We start from the raw sequence: 18961 nt of genomic DNA, 5'->3' as shown, positions 1-18961 counted from the left end.
ATTTGAGCGCCCGCAGGCAGGGCTCGATTCCAACCGTCCTCGTCGTACCGCTCAACTCGTCGTCGGGCACAGGGGGCCGGTTCCCTGTCCCGAGGAATATCCACGAACGTGCACATGGAAACGCATTAGTCGGGTGGGTATCGACATGAGGATGAATGAGCCTCGCCGACTCCGACCGCGAACTCATCGAGGACGAACTCGGGCGAACCCTCACACCTGCTGAGGCGACCCTGTTCGAGAACCTCTGGAGTGAGCACTGTGCGTATCGGTCGTCTCGACCGCTCCTGTCCGCCTTCGAGAGCGAGGGCGAGCAGGTCGTCGTGGGACCGGGCGACGACGCTGCGGTCGTCCGACTTCCGTCGCCTGACGGCGACTCCACTCGCGGCAGTAGCCGCGCAGATGACACGTACATCACGCTGGGTATCGAGTCCCACAACCACCCGAGCTACGTCGACCCGTTCGACGGCGCGGCGACCGGCGTCGGCGGCATCGTCCGCGACACGCTGTCGATGGGTGCCTATCCCATCGCGCTGACCGATTCGCTGTACTTCGGTGACTTCGACCGTGAGCACTCGCGCTACCTGTTCGAGGGCGTCGTCGAGGGCATCAGCCACTACGGGAACTGCATCGGCGTCCCGACCGTGGCCGGGTCGGTCGACTTCCACCCGGACTACGAGGGCAACCCGCTGGTGAACGTCGCCTGCGTCGGCCTGCTCGACGACGAGCGACTCATCACCGCAGTCGCACAGAAACCCGGAAACAACCTCGTCCTCGTCGGGCAGGCGACCGGCCGCGACGGCCTCGGTGGCGCATCCTTCGCCAGCGAGGACCTGAGCGAAGACGCTGAAACCGAGGACCGTCCCGCGGTCCAGGTCGGCGACCCCTACACGGAGAAACTCCTCATCGAGGCGAACGAAGTGTTCGTCGAGGAGGGAATCGTCGAATCCGCACGGGACCTCGGCGCGGCCGGACTCGGCGGCGCGTCCTCGGAACTCGTCGCCAAGGGCGGCCTCGGTGCCCGTATCGACCTCGAAGCGGTCCACCAGCGCGAACCGAACATGAACGCGCTCGAAATCCTGCTCGCAGAGTCCCAAGAGCGGATGTGCTACGAGGTCACGCCGGAGAACGTCGACCGCGTGCGCGAGGTCGCCGAACGCTTCGACCTCGGTTGCTCCGTCATCGGCGAGGTCACGGAGTCGGACTACGTCTGTGAGTTCCAGGGCGAAGACGTCGTCTCGGTCGACGCGGAGTTCCTCGGCGAGGGTGCGCCGATGAACGACCTCGACCACCAGGAACCCGCGGTCCCAGAGACCGACCTGCCCGACGTGGATCTCGGCGATGCAATCGAGTCCGTCGTCGGCAGTCCGACTACGGCCTCTAAACGTTGGGTCTACCGACAGTACGACCACGAGGTCGGCGTCCGGACCGCGACCGGTCCCGGCGACGACGCGGCCATCGTGGCCATCCGTGAGACCGGACAGGGCCTCGCAATCTCGGCTGGCTCCGACCCACTCTGGACTGAGTGCGCACCTGTCGAGGGCGCACGCGCGGTCGCACTGGAGAACGCGACCAACCTCGCCGCGAAGGGCGCGACCCCGCTCGCCGCGGTCAACTGCCTGAACGGCGGTAACCCGGAGAAGCCCGACGTGTACGGCGGTTTCAAAGGCATCGTCGACGGCCTCGCCGGAATGTGCGCCGACCTCTCGGTGCCCATCGTCGGCGGGAACGTCTCACTGTACAACGACTCGCCGTCTGGTCCCATCCCGCCGACGCCGACGCTCGCGATGGTGGGCACCCGCGAGGGGTACGACGCGCCGCCTGCGGCCGCCGCCAGCGAAGGGACACTCCTGCTCGTCGGCGACCTCCCCTTCGCCGGAGAGGCAGAGACCCACCTCGGTGGCTCCGAACTGCTCGCTCGCCTCGGCGGCAGCGACCGGTTCCCCGAACTGCCCGAGGACGCGGCTGGCTTCGTCGCGGCACTGGCCGACGTGGCCGACGACGAATCGACGCTCGCTACCCACGACGTGAGCCACGGCGGCCTCGCAGTCGCCCTCGCCGAGATGGTGACCGAGGACGCCGGTCTCTCGGTCGACCTCGGCGACGCCGACCCGGTCGGCACCCTATTCCACGAACAACCCGGCCGTGCAGTGGTCCAGACGACGGACCCCGATGCAGTCCGCGAAGCGTTCGACGGTGTCGCGCCGGTTGCCGAAATCGGCGAAGGGACGAAGTCCGGTTCGCTGGACCTCTCCGTCGGCGAGACCGACTTCGACGCCGAAGCCGAAATCGTCGCGGACTGGCGAAGCGTCATCGAACGCGAGATGGACTGAGAACTCGTTTCACGGCTTCTCTCGACAGTGTCGGCACCGGCGCTTGTCTGATTCCGGTCACTATTCTGCCGTACGACTATGGGCATCGTTCGGTCGCTAGAACTCGTTTCGACGGAAATTCCGTCTGCAGGTGCCGTGTTCAGCCCGAGCGTCGAACTCACCGAGCCGACGATTTCACCAGAGCGAACCGCGCAACTGGCCCTCTCGCTTCGGAACGACTCGGAGGTGCCACTTCGATTCCACCGACTGGACGAAGTGCTTGTCCCCGACAGGCCCGGTATCGCCCTGCGGTACGGGTCGAAGCTCCCACCGCCAGGACCACGACACAGTGAAGGTCGGCTCGGAGTCGGCGGCGCGTATCGTCCACCACTGTCCCTCGAAGCCGGCGAGTCGCAAACGTACCACTACTACGCCGTCGACGACCCCCGATGCGAACGGCCGTACGAGACCGGGACGTATCGGTTCACACTGATCCTCCGCCGAATCGGCGACGAGACGACGACTCCGGTCCCGGTGGTCCAGTTCGTCGTTCGGGTAACTGACTGAACACACGTCGACAAGACGAGTCGTCTTCTTCCGACGATACCGTCACAATCGGCATGGCGCGCGTCGCTGCCGACCGCCGTAGGCGTGTCGGCCCGCTTCGCGCGAGGGATGAGCACCGCAGGCCGAAGGCCGAGGAGCGGAATCGGTCGGGGAGGGAGTGGCGGCGGTCATGTTCCGTCGGTAGTCGTGAACAACTACTTGAACCGAACACAAACGGCGACACCAACCAAAACCGCCCGACAGCAACCAACAAACTCAACGAAAAACCAGACAACAACTAGCAGCCCCGTCATCTACTTATAGCACACCCGTCAATCACTCGGTGATGCGAACACTGGGTGGTCGCGTGCATGGCTGACCCCACCGTGCTCATCGTCGAAGACGAGCCGGACTTGGCCAACCTGTACGCGGCGTGGCTCCGAAACGCCTGCGAGGTGAGGACCGCCTACAACGGCGCGCAGGCACTGGAAGCCATCTCCGAGGAGGTCGATATCGTCATGCTCGACCGCCGGATGCCCGGCCTCTCGGGCGACGAAGTCCTCTCGACTATCCGTGACCGCGAACTCGACACTCGCGTGGCGATGGTCACCGCGGTCGAACCGGACTTCGACATCATCCAGATGGGCTTCGACGACTATCTCGTCAAGCCCGTCTCGAAGACGGACTTGCTGGAGACCATCGACCAACTGCTTCTTCGCTCGACCTACGACGTGCAGATTCAGGAGTTCTTCGCGCTGGCGTCGAAGAAGGCGCTGCTCGACTCGCAGAAAACCGAAGCCGAGTTGCGGGCGTCGGAGAAGTACGCGCGACTCGAAGACCGACTGCACGTGATGCGGGCGCAAATCGACGAGACGATTACCGAACTCTCGGACCACGACGCGTACCGCCGTGTCTGTCAGGACATCGCGCGACTGGACTGAGCAATCACTGTCGCTGTCGTCGTCCGAACGTCTGAAGAATCGTTGTTTTCACTCCCGCGTCACTTCGAACGTCACCATGCCCGTTATCGAGAACTGCGTCCCGCCAGCCTGACCCGTGGATACATCGACCTCCCAGCCGTGGGCTTCGGCGATTTCCCGGGCGACGGCGAGGCCGAGGCCGACGCTCTCTGACGAATCGGTCGCCGCGGGTTCGAACACGCGGTCGAACTCGGTCTCAGGAATCTTCTCGGCGTCGTCTAAGATGTAGAAGCCGGTTGGGTGACCCGTCTCGTCGTCTTCGACGGGTCCGATTCTGACGGTGGCGCAGTCGTCGCCGGCGCGGCCGCAGATGTCGTTGAAGACGGTTTCGAGCATGTGGACGAAGCGGTCGCGCTCGGCCCGGAGTTTGCCCTCGAACTCCAGATAGACCGTCATGTCCTCGGCGATGGAAGCGTCCAGCGCGTCGGCGAGAGAACTCTCGAAGTCGACCGAGGAGCGCGACCCCATCGAGGTCTGGTCACGGGCGAACTCCAGCACGTCGTCGACGAGTTCTTCGGCGCGGGTCAGCGTCTCGACGGCTTCGGCCTCTTCGTCGCCGTCGCTGAACTCGCTGGCCACGGTGTCGAGGTGGGCCTGCAGGTCGTCCGAGAGGATGTCGGCGACCGACCGCAGGCGTTCGGACTGCCGGGCGAGGCTCTGTTTCCGGTCCTGTAAGAGCTTCTCGCGGTCGGCCCGGTCGAGTGCAGCCTCGGTGTTCGAGGCGAGCAGCGAGACGAGTTCGATGTCGGTCTCGTCGAAGGCGTCGGGCTGTGTCGACCCGGTCATCATCGCGCCGTGGGTCCCGATGGGGACGATGATTTCGCTCTTGAGCGGCGAGTTCGGATTGTACATGTCGTCGCGCTCGGTGAGGTCGTCGAAGTACACCGGTTCACCGTCGCGGTACACGTCCCAGACGAGGCCTTCGCCTTCGTAGAACTGCGGGAGGCCGCCCAACTCCATGTGGGCGTCCATCGTCGCGGCCATCGGGTCCAACACGCCGCGTTCGTCGTCGAGCAGCCAGACGCCGCTGATTGGCAGGTCGAGCATCTCGCCCGCGGCGTGGACCGCCACGGAACAGATTTCGGCGGCGTCGTCGGCGTCGAACAGCCAGCGCGTGACTTCGTGGAGCGAGCCGACGGTCTGCTGGTACTCGCGCTGTTCGGTCACGTCGCGGATGACGCCCGCGACGCTGGCGTGGCCCTCGCCGAGGGAGACCATGCGCATCTCACCGACGCGTGGTTCGCCGGCCGCGTTGGTGAACGTGAGTTCGAACCGGACGTGACTGGCGTTGCCAGCCTGAATCTTGCCGATGGCTTCGCCCATGGCCATCGCGCCGTCGGTGTCGATGGAGGCGAGCTCGGGCAGTCGGCGAATCGGTTCGCCGACCAACTCTTCGCGGGTCGCGCCGAGCGAGACCTCGATGGCCTCGTTCACGCTGGCGATGCGATTGTCGTCGTCGACGGTGATAACGCCGTCGTGGACCGCCTCCACGACACGGGCGTGCTGGGCGAGTTCGTTCTCGCGGTCCTTGCGCTCGGTGATGTCGCGCAGGTACACCGACAGACCGGACGGCGAGGGATACGCTCGGGCCTCGAACCACGTCTCCAGCGGATGGTGGTACACGTCGAACGAGACGGGCTCTTGCGTCTCCATCGCCTGATGGAAGCCTTCCGGGAACTGTGTCTCGACGGTTTCAGGGAACTCGTCCCACATGACGCGACCGATGAGTTTCGAGCGCGAGCGTTTCAACATCGACGACGCACGGTCGTTGATGTACGTAAAGCGCCAGCCAGCGTCGAGGGCGAAAAACGCGTCCTCGACACGGTCGAGGATCGGCAGCGACGGGTCGGCGGTGTCTGACCGCCGATTCACGCCGCCACCTCCGGCCCTGTCGACGAGTGGAGTCGAGTGAACGCCAGAGGTCGCGGAGCGGCAGGGAGCATGACTGGTAGACTGTGACGGAGTACGTGGTTCCCCTACTTACCTTTCGTGGCCGAGGCGAGCAGTGGGCCGCTGTGGCAGTGTTCGGTCGACCGCAGAATCAGTCACCACGGGACGCGAGACCATGACCTGTCAACGTGCAACCGTTGGTGTCCGAACAGGTGGTTGGCCCGCGGTCGAGAGAGAGTATAAGTAGGACTGTCGGGTCAGAGCGTAGTGAGTTCGCCGACCTCGCCGGCCGCTGCGCGCTCGACGAGCCACTCCGCGGTCGCCGCGTCGAGAACCGCAGAACCGACGCTCTCCACGACGACGATTTCGTCCGGCCCGACCGGGTCGGCCTCGAAAGCGTCGGCGAGTGGCCGCAGGTCGGTCTCGTCGACCCGGCCCTGTAGGTCGCCCGTCTCGACGGCCTCCTCGGGAACGTCTGCGTAGAGCCGACTCGCTCGGGCGACCGTCTCCGAGTCCAATTCACACATCGACGACGTGTAGGCACCGACTGCGATGACCAGTGTCCCAGCCCTGAGGTCGTCGTTGTCGAACACCGGGGCACTGCTCGTCGTGGCCGTGACGACGACGCTCGCGCCCGCGACCGCGGCCCCGGCCGACTCGGCGGCACGGACCTCGCAGTCGACGCGCTCGTCGGCGGTGAGGTCGGCCACGCAGTCGTGCTTCGAGGAACTCGGCGAGTAAACCGTGACGGATGCGAGGTCGGTCGCGGCCGCGATGGCCTTCGTCTGCCAGCGAGCCTGGGTCCCTGCACCGACGACGGCGAGGTCGACCGGTCCTTCGGTCAGGTGCCGAACGGATACCCCACCGATACAGCCGGTTCGGGCGTTCGTGACCCGGGTCCCGGCGAGGTAGGCGACGGGCTGGCCGGTCGCCGCGTCGGTGAGTGCGATTTGTGCCTGTACCGTCGGTAGCCCACGGTCGTCGTTTCCGGGGTGGACGCTGGCGAGTTTCGTCGCGTACGTCTCCGCGCCGTGGACGTACGCGGGCATCGCGAGGCCGGTCCCGAGCGATTCGTCCGGGGCAGTCTCGTCGAGGCCCGTTCCGACCGGAAAGTGCGGTCGTGGCGGCCGCTCGACCGCACCGTCTCGCTGGCGTTCGAACGCCGTCTCGACCACGTCGAGGACCGCTTCGAGGTCGAGCAGGTCGGCGACGTCGTCGTCGTCGAGGAGTCGAACCATACCCCACACTCTCGTCCGGTCGTGTTAGTGATTCCGTCGGTAAGAACTAACACAGAGGTTCACACAGTGTTCGCTATGGACGTCGTAGTGGTCGGCGGCGGTATCGTCGGGCTAGCGACCGCGCACACGCTCGCCGAACGAGGCGCGTCGGTCGTCGTCTGCGAGAAGGGTAGCGTCGGCTCGGGAAGTACAGAACGGTCTGCGGGCGGTATCCGGACGCAGTTCTCGACGCCGGTGAACGTCTCGCTCTCGCGCGAGAGTATCGCGGTGTGGGAGAGCTTCGAGGACCGATTCGGCGTCGACATCGAGTACCGACGGGCCGGCTATCTGTTCCTCGCACGCGAAGCCGAGACGGCGGCCGACTTCGAGGCGAACGTCGCGATGCAACGAGACCTCGGCGTCGAGAGCGAACTGCTGGACCCCGAGGCGGCGACCGAGTACTGTCCGGGGCTGAACCCGTCTCAGTTCCGAGCCGCGACGTATTGTGCCACGGATGGGTTCGCGGACCCGCACCTCGCACTTCAGGGCTACTCACAGGCGGCCAGCGAAGCGGGCGTCGACATCCGGACGAAGACACCGGTCCTGGACGTATACCGGGACGGCGACACCGGCCGGGTCGCGGGTGTCGAGACGCCCGATGGCCGACTCGACGCCGACTTCGTGGTGAACGCGGCTGGCCCGTGGGCACACCGAGTGAACGAATTCGTGGGCGTCGACCTGCCGGTTGAACCGAAGCGTCGACAGGTCGCCGTGGTCGACCCCGAGACGCCGGTTCCGGAGTCGGTCCCGTTGACCATCGACCTCGACGAAGGCTCGTACTTCCGGCCCGAGCGCGAAGGTGCTGCACTCGTCGGTGGCCACTTCGGCGGGCCAGACCCGACCGTCGACGCCGACGGGTTTTCGACGAGCGCGGACACCGACTGGATGGTCGAGGCGGTCGAACACGCGGCCGACTACGCGAACTACTTCGGTCCGGAGACGCGCCTGAAGCGAGGCTGGGCCGGGTTGTACGCCGTCACGCCGGACCACCACCCTATCCTCGACGAAGTGGCTCCGGGATACGTCACTGCCATCGGGTTCTCCGGTCACGGCTTCCAGCACGCACCCGCGACCGCACAGGTCGTCGCCGAACTCGTCTTCGACGGCGAAGCGTCGACCGTCGACGTGTCTGCGCTCTCCGCAGACCGGTTCGAGCGCGGTGAGACGGTGAGCGAGCGGAACGTCGCGTAACACCCACACTGGGTGGACGAGACTCGTTCTCGACCGGCAACCGGTGGTAATTGCCACGTATTTTATCGATAACTGTGCATCGATGCAAAACTCTGGGCAATTGAATTACTTTCGATAGTTTATTCGTTCGTATATTCAAAAATACTTACCACCCCCTGCGATAATGAGTCGAGTGAACATCTCCCGAGAGAAACAATGACACGCAACACCGACCGCGACGACGCAGAGACGGGCTACAGGCGGGACGTTCTCAAGTACACCGGCGCGGTAGGCCTCGCCGGATTGGCGGGCTGTGTGGGCGTCGGCAACAATCCAGAGGAGGACACGTCCGATGGTGGCGGTGAAGGCGGCGGCGATGGTGGCGGTGAAGGCGGCGGGGGCAGCGACTCCGACGATTCGGACGATGGCGGGAGCGACAGTCCGTCGTCGGTCGTCTTCGGACAACCCGCGTCACTGACCGGGAAGTGGGACTTCCTCCAGCCGGCCGTTTCGCAGTCGACCGACCTCGCACTGAAAGAGATAAACGAGGCAGGTGGCGTCCTCGGCGCCGAGACGTCCGTCAAGCGCCGCGACACAGCGGTCGACCCGCAACAGGCGCGCAGCGTGGTCAACCAGCTCGTGAACAGCGACGGGGCGGTCGCACTCATCGGCCTGTTCTCCAGCGAGATTACCCCACTGTTCGACTTCCTCGACGAGACGGGCGTCCCAGTCGTCACGCCGTGGCCGGGGTCGACCGGACTCGACACCACGGGCGGTGACAAGGGGACCGACGATATCGGCGACGACGAGTATATCTGGCGGACGGTCATCGGCGACACCGTCCACACACTGGGTGCGGCCCAGTACATGCTCGACGAGGGCTTCGAGAACATCGGCATCTTGAACGGGACGAGCCAGGGCGAACGCTCCTGGGCCGACTCGTTCCAAGCCGCGTTCGAGGGCAACGGCGGGGCGGTCGCCAACCGCGTCGAAGTGAGCGAAGGCAAGTCCTCGTATCAGTCCGAACTCAACAAGCTGTTCGACACCGAGTTCGACGCCTGGGCACTCGCCGTCGGCTTGCAAGACGCGACGACCATCGTGCGCGAGTGGGACAGTGCGGGCTACGGCAAGCAACTGCTGATGGAGGACGGACTCCGCGACCCCGACCTCGTGAAGGCGGTCGGCGACCAGGCCGACGGTGCGTGGATCGCCGCCGGCTCCAGTCAGGGGCCGCAGTACGACTCGTTCATCGACAAGTTCCAGTCGGCCGGTGACGCCGACGTGCACACGTGGGGTGTCGCCGCCTACGACGCGACGAACGTCACCGCGCTGGCCATGGAACGGGCCGGCAGCACCGACCCCGCAGCGATACAGAAGAACCTCGGGGCGGTCGCCCGAGAGGGCGGGACCACCGTCTCGACGTTCGCCGAGGGCAAGGAAGCACTCGCCAACGGCGACGAGATAAACTACGAAGGTGCCGCGACGCCCGTCGACTTCACCGACTTCGGGAACGTCTTCGGGAGCGTCAGTGTCTCACAGGTCACGCCCGATGGGTTCGAGGAGAAAGCGACCGTGCAGGCGGACGAACTCAAGGGCCTCATCGACGACTACTGACGACCTCATGGCACTCCCATTCGTTCAAGAGCTGATATTCGGAGTCGTAACTGGTTCGTACATCGCCATCGGTGCCATCGGGTTCACGATGGTGTACGGGTTGGTGAACATGATCAACTTCGCCCACGGCGAGTACATGACCGTGGGTGCGTATCTCGGGTTCGTCGCCGCGGAATCGCTCGGTCTTCCCGTGACACTCGCGCTCGTGCCGGTGATGCTCGTGAGCGGGTTCGCGGGCTGGGCACTGGCGTGGCTGGTGTTCGAACCGTTGTCGGACACGGGACCCATCCCACTCTTGCTCACGTCCATCGGCCTCGGCCTCGTGTTGCGAAACGGTATCCGTCTCGTCGCCTCGCCGGAGAAGCGGTACGTCGACCTGAACGCCACGACGTTCCGGTTCGACGACCTCGGCTTCTTCGTCACCGGCCAGCACCTGCTGTTGTTCGCGGTCACGGCGGTCGCCGTCGTCGGGGTCCACCTGTTCCTCACGCGGACGACGATGGGGAAGGCGATGCGGGCGATGTCCGACAACGAGGCGCTCGCGAAGGTGACCGGCATCCGTACGCGGCGGATGCGCGCCATCGTCTGGATACTCGCCTCGGCGTTCGCCGGACTCGCGGGCTACATGCTGGCCATCGGACAGGGGGCGACGCCCCACACCGGGTTCAGCCAACTGTTGCTCGTCATCACGGCGGCCATCCTCGGCGGTGCGGGCAGCGTCTACGGGGCCGTCGTCGGCGCGTACGTCCTCGGCATCACCGTCTCACTGGCCATCGCACTCTTGCCCTCGTGGGCGAGCGAACTCGGGACGACGATGGCGTTCGTCGTGCTCGTACTCGTACTTCTGGTACGTCCGGGTGGCATCACCGGTGAGGAGGTGAGCGCCTGATGGCGACCGCCGAGGACATCCGCGAGCGGCTCCCAATTGGGAGCGGCACCATCGGTGGCCTGCTCGTCGCCGTCTCCCTCGTGTTCTTGCTCACGCCGCTGTTCGTCCAGCCGCCGGGCTGGACGCTGACGTTCTTCGAGGACATCATCCTGTTCTTGCTGTTCGGGTTCCTCGTCGTCGGCCTGAACCTCCAGTTCGGCCACACCGGTCTCGTCAACTTCGGTCACGTGGCCTTCTTCGCGGTCGGTGGGTACACGGCCGCGATGCTCACCGCGAACGACCCACTGGTCGGCGTCGGCCTCGGTTTCCCGTGGCCGGTCGGTCTCATTGGTGCCGTCGTCGCGGCGGCCGCACTGGGCGCGCTCATCGGTGCGAGTACGCTCCGACTCCGCGGGGACTTCCTCGCCATCGTGACCCTCGCCATCGCGGAGATTCTCCACGACTTGCTCGGGAGCTTTCAGGGTATCACGGGCGGCGACGTGAGTCTTCAGAACGTCCCCCGGCCGATTGCAGACCTCGCCGGAACTGCAGGCGCGTCCGCGATGCTCACCACGGTCCTGTTCGCCGGGCTGTTGCTCGTCACCTACGCCGTGTTCCACCGGCTCAGCGAATCACCATACGGCCGAGTGCTGCGGGCCATCCGGGCCGACGAGCGCGTCACCCAGACCCTCGGGAAGAACGTCTTCGGCTACAAGTTCTGGGCGTTCGTCTACGGCGCCGCCATCGCCGGCGTCGCCGGCGCACTCTACGCGTTCAACCTCGGGTCGGTGTCGCCCGGTTTCTTCACCATCAGCGTCACCGTCACGGTCTGGGTCGGGATGCTCGTCGGTGGGCCTGGCAACGACTGGGCCGCCATCATCGGCGTCGGCATCATCGTCGGCTTCCGACTCGCCACCCGCTTCCTGAACGAGCAGGTGCCGGCCATCTCCGCCGACCAGTTCGCCTCGGTCCGGCTCATGCTGGTCGGTCTGTTGCTCATCCTCATCATCCGGTACCGCCCGCAGGGGCTCTGGGGCGACGCCGGAAAGCTCGGGGTGGACCAATGAGTCTGCTCTCGGTCGAAGGACTCTCGAAGTCCTTCGACGGTATCCAGGCCGTTCGAGACGCGACCTTCGAGGTCGAGGAGGGCGAACTCGTCGGCGTCATCGGACCGAACGGCGCGGGCAAGACCACGACGTTCGACCTCGTCTCGGGCGTGCTCGCCCCCGACAGTGGCACCGTCCGTCTCGACGGTGAGGACGTGACCGACACCCCACCGCACGAACTCGCCCGTCACGGGATGGTCCGGACGTTCCAGCAGTCGCGCGAACTCACGTCGATGACCGTCCGCGAGAACGTCGCGCTGGGCGACCTCTCACACCCCGGCGAGCGGGCGGCGACGGCGGTGTTCCGCCCCGGCGAGGTGCAAGCTTACGAAGCCGAGGTCCACGAGCGGGTCGACGAGTTACTGGAGATGTTCGAACTCGCTCGCCTCGCCGACGAGTACGCGGCGTCGCTCTCCGGTGGGCAGCGAAAGCTCCTCGAAGTCGCCCGGGCACTCGTCTTAGACCCCGACCTGATGCTGCTCGACGAACCCTTCGCGGGCGTCAATCCGACGCTGCAAGCGCGCATCGTCGACCACATCGTCCGACTCAACCGGGAAGAGGGACGGAGCTTCCTCATCGTCGAGCACGAGATAGAGACGCTCGCCGAGATGGTCGAGCGCATCATCGTCCTCGACCAGGGGTCGGTGCTGACGACCGGGACGCCGGAGGAAGTGCTCTCCGACGAGCGCGTCATCGACGCCTATCTCGGCGGCGACCAGGAAGACCGATAGCTGTCCGATGGTTCCGGCCTCAGAGCCGGACCCGGTCCATGTCGCTCAGAAGAAGTCGCGCAGGAACGTCTCCTGTGGCGGGAACAGTGCGGCGAGGTCGGCCCGGGCATCGTCGTTTCGGGGCTCGACGTTTGCAGACAGTGCCAGTCGGTCGAATTCGTGGTAGCCGACGACGAGTTGCGAGAGTGCAGCGATGTCGAGATTCACGTCGGGTTGGGGCCCCGATTCGGTGTCCATGTCCTGCGAGTCGAGTCGCTCACAGACACCAGTCCCGTCTTCGACGGACAGTTCGAAGCGGCCGTCGTTCCAGTCCGCGAGCGGGTCGGACACGTCGAACGTGAGCGTCGTCTCGACGCTTTCGGCATATGGAATCGTCTCCAGTGCCCGCACCACGTCGACGACGCGGACCATCGGCCCGGGTTTCTGCGTAATCTCTACGTCGTAGGTGTCTTCGACGAGGTCGAGGAAGAGCGGGTCTACACCGCGGTGGAGCGTGACCTCGCTCACCTGCGAGTCGTGGTTGTAGCAGAACTGGAGGCACGCGAGGAATGCCTCGTGGTCGACGTGTCCGAGTTCCCAGGTGGCCATCGTTCGGCCGTCGTCGCCCGATTCGAACTCGTAGAAAACGTAGCCGCGAAGTTCGCCGTCGCGCTCCCAGCCGTAGACGAAGGGGTCGTCGTCCCATCCCTCGAAGCGTCGGTGTCGCCACCAGTCTTCGGTGCGGTCGACGCCCAGGTCTTCGTCGGCGGTCATTTCCTGATAGACCGCATCGACGGCTTCCCAGTCGTCGGCGTCGAGTTGGCGGAACGTCCCACCGGCGTCTTGGCCGTCGAGCACCGGTTCGAGGACTTCCGGGTCGAACGAGAGTTCGCTCCGGTGATTGCACGTGTCCCAGCCGTACTTGTGGTAGAAGCTGTATTGGAAGGGCCAGAGCGCACAGATTGGGGCCTCGCGCTCGTCGTACTCTTCGAGCGAGGCACGGAGCATCCGGCGGACGTTCCCGTCACGTCGATGTTCCGGTGGAGACGCGACGGCCGAGAGGCCGGGCATCTCGACCGGAACGCCGCGCAGTGTCGTCTCGAACCAGTAGTGCCGACAGACACAACGTGGCTCGTCGTCGTCGCCGTAGACGACGCGATTGTCCCAGAGGGCCCACTCCTCGTCGTCCTCTTCATCCGGGTCGAACGCTGGTGGGCCCTCCTGTGGCCGGAACGCGTAGTTTACGAAGTTGTGAAACAGTTCGCGGTCGGCGTCGGAGTCGGAGAGTGAACGGTAATCGACCATAGTCGAGAATCGACTGTCCGCGTGAAGAACGTTGTTGCAGTGTGAGAACCTGTGTCTCGGCGGCCCGTGACTGGCCCAGTTACTCCCCTCTGCGTTCCTCCAATTGCTCGGCGAACCACTGCCACTCGCGGGTGAACTGCCCCGTTCGCTTGAGGTCCCACACGTCGGCTTCGTCGACGCGGGGGCCGGTACGCAGCGAGTTCAGCATGTTGTACATCCAGAGGATGACGCCGATACCGATGAGATACGCGCCGAGGGTCGCCACCTGCTGGAATATCTGATACTCCACCGGGTACGACGCGTACCGCCGCGGGAGACCGACGTAGCCCAGCCAGAGCAGCGGCATGAAGGTGACTGCGACGCCGACGATGCTCAACCAGGCGTGGGCCTTCGCCATCGTCCGGTTGTAGAACCGGCCCGTCAGCAGTGGGTACCAGTAGTAGCTCGCGGCGAACATCGAGAACGGGATGATGCCGACGATGATGAGATGGAAGTGGCCGACGACGTAGTACGTCCCGTGGAGGACGAGGTCGACCGGAATCGAGGCGAGGACGACGCCGGTGACCCCGCCGACGATGAACAGCGAGATGCTGCCGATACAGAATAGCATCGGCGCTGTCAGTCGGATGCGGCCGTTCCACAGCGTCGTAATCCAGTTGAACGTCTTCACTGCCGAGGGAATCGCGATGGCGATAGAGACGGCCATGAACGACACCTTCAGTCGCGGGTCGGTCCCCGTCGCGAACATGTGGTGTGCCCAGACGCCGAAGGAAAGGACGCCGATGGCGAGCGTCGAGTAGACGATGAAACGGAAGCCGAACAGCTTGCGTCCGGCGAACTTCGGGAGGATGAAGCTGATGAGTCCGAACGCCGGCAACACGAGGATGTACACCTCGGGGTGGCCGAAGAACCAGAACAGATGCTGGAACAGCATCGGCCCACCACCGTCGACGGTGAAGAACGTCGTCCCGATTTCTCGGTCCATGAGGAGCATGATGAGCGTACTGCCGAGCAGCGGGAACGCGAAGATGATGAGCGAACTCGTCGTCAGCATCGTCCACGAGAAGATGTCGAGCGTGTCCCACCCGACACCCTCACCCTTCTCGGTGAACAGCGTGACGACGAAGTTGATCGCGGCGAGCACGGTCGCCACCCCGCTCAGGTGCAAGCCGAGTAGCATCAGTGACACCTGCGGGTTGACCACGCCCGGGACCGCAGAGGTCTGCGACATCGGGACGTACATCGTCCAGCCGACCGCGGGCGGGACGAGTTCGAGTAACCCCTCGGCGGGGAGGCCGACGGCCTCCATCCCCTTCCCCATCACGTCGGTCACCAGCCCGGCACGGACCAGCAACAGCGACGGCGGAAGGAGCCAGAACGCGATGGCGTTCACGCGCGGAAACGCCATGTCGTCCGCGCCGATGAGCAGCGGCAGGAAGTAGTTCCCGATGCCGGTGAACACGGGTGTGGCGAAGAAGAACAGCATCGTCAGGCCGTGCGTGGTGAACAGTTGGTTGTACGTCTCCGTGTTCCACACCTCGGCCTGCGAGGTGACGAGTTCGGTCCGCATCATCATCGCGTCCATCCCGCCCCAGAGGGCGGCGACGGTCCCGAGAACGAGATAGAGGATGCCGATGTCCTTGTGGTCGACCGTCGTGAGCCAGCGGACGACGCCGGTCGGCTTGTTCGTCAGCCTGCCCGTCCCGGCGAGGTAGCCACCGTCCGTGACGAGACGGGGGCCACCGTATCGTCGATGGAGCAACACGGCGACGAGTGCCAACACGGCGACCGCAGCGGTACCGGCGACCAGCCCAGACGCGAGCGGCGACGACATTTGGCGACTCTACTCACACCTGCCAAAAATAGCTGTGCCCAATTCTCGCAGGCTGAGTATTCCCGTGACGAGGATGTGGGTGGCGGGTCGACACGGCGGGCAGTCGACCTGTCGACTCAGGTCGGGAGCGACGAGTGAGTGTAGCGCCGCCCAGTCAGGTGGGCGTACACCGCCCCGAGCGTGAAGCCGTAGGCGAGATGCGCGATGAGCGTCGAAACCGCGTAGACGAGCAGGATGACTCCACTGAGCGAGCCGCGCCCCGTGATGACGAACGCGAGCCACAGGACGATGGCGAAGCCCATCCCGGCGGCGGCGGGGTCGAGCGTCAGCGGGATGTACGACTCGAGCGCGACGAACAGGAGCGGCCAAGCCAGTACCCCCGCCGCGACGAACAGCGCGAAGCCGATGTACACGTGACCCGGAACGCCCGCGAACCGGGCGACGACTTCGAACAGTTCCATCTCCGTGCGGGTCTGGACTTCGAAGATGACGAAGAGGACGGTCATCACGGTGACGCCCGCGACGCCGCCGGCGATGGCTGCCAGCGGTCGAGCGACGTGCTCCTCATCGGGTGGCGTCTCCGGGGTCTCTGATGTGGGTGATGACTCCGACATCCTCACTCACCCGGTGGCAGTGGTACGCCCACGACGGGCCGGTCGGTCTGGAGCAGGATGGCCTGCCCGATGCTCCCGAAGATGAGCTTTTTCACCTGTGTGCGTTTCTGGTCGATACCGATGACGAGTTCGTCGACGGCGAGTTCTTTCGCGTAGCTCAGCAAGTCCGCGGTCGGGTCGTTCCCCCTGGCGAACTGTCGCGTCTCGACGGTCGTTTGCTCGCCGAGACGGTCGTCGAACACCGCGAGGGCCTCTTCGCCCTCCGCGACGATTTCCTCCTTGCCGTCGCCGGTGATGGAGTTAACGACGTGGACTGTATCGTCCGGGCCGACGCGTCGGGCGAGGTACTCACAGAGTCGCTCGCTCGTCGCCGCCTCGTCGGTGCCGGCGAGAAACGTGGTCATGCCTGCGAGGACGGGGTCGCAGGTAAAGAAAGCACCCCCGAGATGGGTGGGTGTGTCCCCGGGCACGACTATCCACGCGACGATTCCACCGCAGATTCGTCGAGGAACGCCGGTGGCAGGGACCGACGAGACCACTTGTCGATACGGTCGGGACCGAGGGACGTGAACCACACTAGCAGACAGCCGAGCGTCACGAAGAACGGAGGGAACACGATAGCGAATCCCCCAGCGACGTCGAAAACGTTGTCGTATGGCAGTCCTGCGGCGACTGCGACGAGTCCCGCGAGGCTCGCGGGCCAGGCCATGCTCAACAGCAGATTCAGTACTGGCCCACCCAGTGCACGAGTGAACGCCACACCGAGCACGAGGCCACAGGCGACGCCGCCAGCACCGAACGCAGAGAGCGTTCCGCCGCCTCCGAGTGAGGCGTAGCCAGCAACCCACGCGACGCCAGCCACCAGACAGACCGCGACGTGTGTACCGGTTGTGGCACTGTCGAACGTCGAGAGCATTGCCCGTCGCTGTTGGGGGACGACCACCGCGTACTGTGTTCTGTATTTTGACATCTATTGACGCGTCTGTGTCGATACACAAAGCCGTTGCGTGGGAGAGGAAAATGTTACTTCGGTGCAGACTCGGCCGATGCGACCCTACCCGACGAACGCCTCGATGCGGTCCATCGCCTCGCGCAGGTCGTCGAGTCCCGTCGCGTACGAGACGCGCAGGTGGCCTTCGCCGCTCTCGCCGAAGGCGCTTCCCGGGACTGCCGCGACGCCCTGCTCTTTCAGCAGTGCTTCCGCGAACTCGTCGGCGGTGTATTCGTCTGGCACCTCCGGGAAGACGTAGAACGCGCCTCGCGCGCGGAAACAGTCGATACCCATCTCCGAGAACCGTGAGAGGACGAACCGCCGCCGACGGTCGTACTGGTCGACCATGTACTCGACCTCGTCGTCACAGCTCCGCAGGGCTTCGAGCGCGGCGTGTTGGGCCGTCGTCGGGGCCGACAGCATCACGTACTGGTGGATGCGGTTCATCGCGGCGATGGCGTCCGGCGGGGCCATCGCGTAGCCGAGGCGAAGGCCAGTCATCGCGTAGGCCTTCGAGAAGCCGTTGAACACGACGGTTCGCTCGCGCATCCCCGGCAGCGTCGCGATGGAGGTGTGGTCGTTCTCGTACTGCAGATCGGCGTAAATCTCGTCCGAGATGACCGTCAGGTCGTGCTCACGGCAGAACTCGGCGACCGGTTCGAGGTCCGACTTCGTCATCACTGCACCCGTCGGGTTGTTCGGATAACACAGCATCAGCAGGTCGGCGTCGGCCGCGCCCGCCGCGTCGAGTGCTTCGTAGGTCAGTTTGAACTCGTCTTCTTCCTTCGTCTCTATGCGCAGTGGGTCGCCACCGGCGAAGATGACGCCGGGCACGTACGAGATGTACGCCGGTTCGACGACGGCGACCGTATCGCCCGGGTCGACCAGCGCGCGCAGGGCCACGTCGACACCTTCGCTGACGCCGGTCGTCACGAGTATCTCCTCGTCCGGGTCGTACTGCTGGTCGTACCGGTCGGCGACGTGGCGCGAAATCTCCTCGCGGAGTTCCTTGGTTCCGCGGTTGGCCGTGTAACTCGTCTTCCCGCGTTCGAGCGCGTCGATTGCTGCGTCGCGGGCGGCCCACGGTGCGGAGAAGTCCGGTTCACCGACGCCCAGCGAAATCACGTCGTCGCGCTCCTCGGCGAGTTCGAAGAACTTGCGGATGCCAGACGGCGGGACCGACTGCACCCTGTCCGAGACCTTCATGGTCACGGGGAGACCGAGAGGCGGTCGTCGTCGTCGCCGTCACCGAAGCTGACGCCACGGTCCTTGTACGTCGTCATGACGTAGTGGGTGACCGTCTGCGTGACCTCGGGCACGGGCGCGACCTTCTCCGAGATGAAGATGGACACGTCGTGCATCGACTCGTCTTCGACCTCCATCAGGAAGTCGTAGTCGCCGCTGACGAGACGCAGGGTCTTCACCTGCGGGAAGCGAGCGATGCGCTCGGCGATGTCCTGATAACTCGTCTCGCGGTCGAGCGTGACGTTGAGTTCGACCGTCGCACGAACGACCTCGCGGTCTGTCTCGTCCCAGTCGACGATGGCCTGGTAGCCACGGACGACGCCGGCGTCTTCCAGTGCTGCGACCGCTGCTTCTACCTCGTCTTCGGTCATGTCGGTCATCCGCGCGAGGTCCGCCGTCGTGTGACGAGCGTTTTCCAGCAGCAAGTCGAGCAGGTCGTCCGATGTGCTCATACTTCACAGACGAGACGGCAGGCGCAAAAACGTTTCTTCCGCGTCGCCAT

The 18961-nt window shown here is 65.1% G+C and carries 17 protein-coding genes; 8 read left to right on the top strand and 9 right to left on the bottom strand.

Translation table 11 applies throughout. The annotated features are described in order from the left end of the window. Nucleotides 1-155 precede the first annotated feature (155 nt). The 3 genes from purL to ACSC1P_RS12325 all read left to right on the top strand — a co-directional run bounded on the left by purL (nt 156) and on the right by ACSC1P_RS12325 (nt 3796). Nucleotides 156-2330 carry a phosphoribosylformylglycinamidine synthase subunit PurL gene (purL, locus tag ACSC1P_RS12335; protein ID WP_435360487.1) on the top strand — a complete coding sequence of 725 codons (2175 nt, stop codon included), beginning with the start codon at nt 156-158 and terminating at the stop codon, nt 2328-2330. A gap of 135 nt (nt 2331-2465) precedes the next feature. Next, nucleotides 2466-2876: a hypothetical protein gene (locus tag ACSC1P_RS12330; RefSeq protein WP_435360486.1), complete on the top strand. Its 411-nt coding sequence runs from the start codon at nt 2466-2468 to the stop codon at nt 2874-2876. 350 nt (nt 2877-3226) lie between these two features. Beyond that, a complete protein-coding gene (locus tag ACSC1P_RS12325; protein ID WP_435360485.1) occupies nt 3227-3796 on the top strand; it encodes a HalX domain-containing protein in 570 nt (189 codons plus the stop codon). 48 nt (nt 3797-3844) lie between these two features. Here the strand turns inward: ACSC1P_RS12325 and ACSC1P_RS12320 are convergent, their stop codons facing one another. Together ACSC1P_RS12320 and ACSC1P_RS12315 are read right to left on the bottom strand one after the other, a co-directional pair. Next, entirely contained in the window at nt 3845-5707 is a 1863-nt protein-coding gene (locus ACSC1P_RS12320) for a PAS domain-containing sensor histidine kinase (protein ID WP_435360484.1), read from the bottom strand. A gap of 275 nt (nt 5708-5982) precedes the next feature. Continuing rightward, nucleotides 5983-6963 (bottom strand): ornithine cyclodeaminase family protein, encoded by a 981-nt coding sequence (locus ACSC1P_RS12315; RefSeq protein WP_435360483.1) that lies wholly within the window; start codon nt 6961-6963, stop codon nt 5983-5985. A gap of 75 nt (nt 6964-7038) precedes the next feature. Between ACSC1P_RS12315 and ACSC1P_RS12310 the strand changes: the two genes are divergently transcribed. From ACSC1P_RS12310 to ACSC1P_RS12290, 5 genes are all read left to right on the top strand, one after another. Continuing rightward, nucleotides 7039-8193, top strand: a complete 1155-nt coding sequence (locus ACSC1P_RS12310) for an NAD(P)/FAD-dependent oxidoreductase (RefSeq protein ID WP_435360482.1) — start codon at nt 7039-7041, stop codon at nt 8191-8193. Between the two features lie 195 nt (nt 8194-8388). Continuing rightward, the gene (locus ACSC1P_RS12305) at nt 8389-9786 is read left to right on the top strand and encodes an ABC transporter substrate-binding protein (protein WP_435360481.1); all 1398 of its coding nucleotides are present in this window, start codon (nt 8389-8391) and stop codon (nt 9784-9786) included. Between the two features lie 7 nt (nt 9787-9793). Further along, nucleotides 9794-10675, top strand: a complete 882-nt coding sequence (locus ACSC1P_RS12300; protein WP_435360480.1) for a branched-chain amino acid ABC transporter permease — start codon at nt 9794-9796, stop codon at nt 10673-10675. Further along, nucleotides 10675-11721 (top strand): branched-chain amino acid ABC transporter permease, encoded by a 1047-nt coding sequence (locus ACSC1P_RS12295; RefSeq protein ID WP_435360479.1) that lies wholly within the window; start codon nt 10675-10677, stop codon nt 11719-11721. Before ACSC1P_RS12300 ends, ACSC1P_RS12295 begins: the two co-directional genes overlap by 1 nt. Further along, nucleotides 11718-12491, top strand: a complete 774-nt coding sequence (locus tag ACSC1P_RS12290) for an ABC transporter ATP-binding protein (protein WP_435360478.1) — start codon at nt 11718-11720, stop codon at nt 12489-12491. The genes ACSC1P_RS12295 and ACSC1P_RS12290 overlap by 4 nt, the downstream gene beginning before the upstream one ends. A gap of 45 nt (nt 12492-12536) precedes the next feature. On the opposite strand, the gene ACSC1P_RS12285 is transcribed toward ACSC1P_RS12290, so the two are convergent. The 7 genes from ACSC1P_RS12285 to ACSC1P_RS12255 form a co-directional block, all read right to left on the bottom strand. Further along, nucleotides 12537-13775, bottom strand: coding sequence for a GNAT family N-acetyltransferase (locus tag ACSC1P_RS12285; protein ID WP_435360477.1), 1239 nt, complete (start codon nt 13773-13775; stop codon nt 12537-12539). A gap of 79 nt (nt 13776-13854) precedes the next feature. Next, complete coding sequence (locus tag ACSC1P_RS12280; RefSeq protein WP_435360476.1) at nt 13855-15609, bottom strand: cytochrome c oxidase subunit I; 1755 nt, start codon at nt 15607-15609, stop codon at nt 13855-13857. A 116-nt stretch (nt 15610-15725) separates the two neighbouring features. Then, the gene (locus ACSC1P_RS12275; protein WP_435360475.1) at nt 15726-16223 is read right to left on the bottom strand and encodes a DUF6789 family protein; all 498 of its coding nucleotides are present in this window, start codon (nt 16221-16223) and stop codon (nt 15726-15728) included. Nucleotides 16224-16225: 2 nt separating this feature from the next. Then, on the bottom strand, nt 16226-16627 hold the full coding sequence (locus ACSC1P_RS12270) for a universal stress protein (RefSeq protein ID WP_435360474.1): 402 nt from the start codon (nt 16625-16627) through the stop codon (nt 16226-16228). Between the two features lie 68 nt (nt 16628-16695). Further along, nucleotides 16696-17193: a hypothetical protein gene (locus ACSC1P_RS12265; protein ID WP_435360473.1), complete on the bottom strand. Its 498-nt coding sequence runs from the start codon at nt 17191-17193 to the stop codon at nt 16696-16698. Between the two features lie 84 nt (nt 17194-17277). Continuing rightward, nucleotides 17278-18426 carry a pyridoxal phosphate-dependent aminotransferase gene (locus ACSC1P_RS12260; RefSeq protein WP_435360472.1) on the bottom strand — a complete coding sequence of 383 codons (1149 nt, stop codon included), beginning with the start codon at nt 18424-18426 and terminating at the stop codon, nt 17278-17280. Then, nucleotides 18423-18911, bottom strand: coding sequence for an Lrp/AsnC family transcriptional regulator (locus ACSC1P_RS12255; protein WP_435360471.1), 489 nt, complete (start codon nt 18909-18911; stop codon nt 18423-18425). Before ACSC1P_RS12255 ends, ACSC1P_RS12260 begins: the two co-directional genes overlap by 4 nt. Between the last annotated feature and the right edge of the window lie 50 nt (nt 18912-18961).

Source organism: Haloarchaeobius caseinilyticus, from assembly GCF_051207395.1.
Taxonomy (GTDB): Archaea; Halobacteriota; Halobacteria; order Halobacteriales; family Natrialbaceae; genus Haloarchaeobius.
Note: the sequence above shows the minus strand (reverse complement) of the source record. Positions and strands in the feature narration are given on the sequence as shown.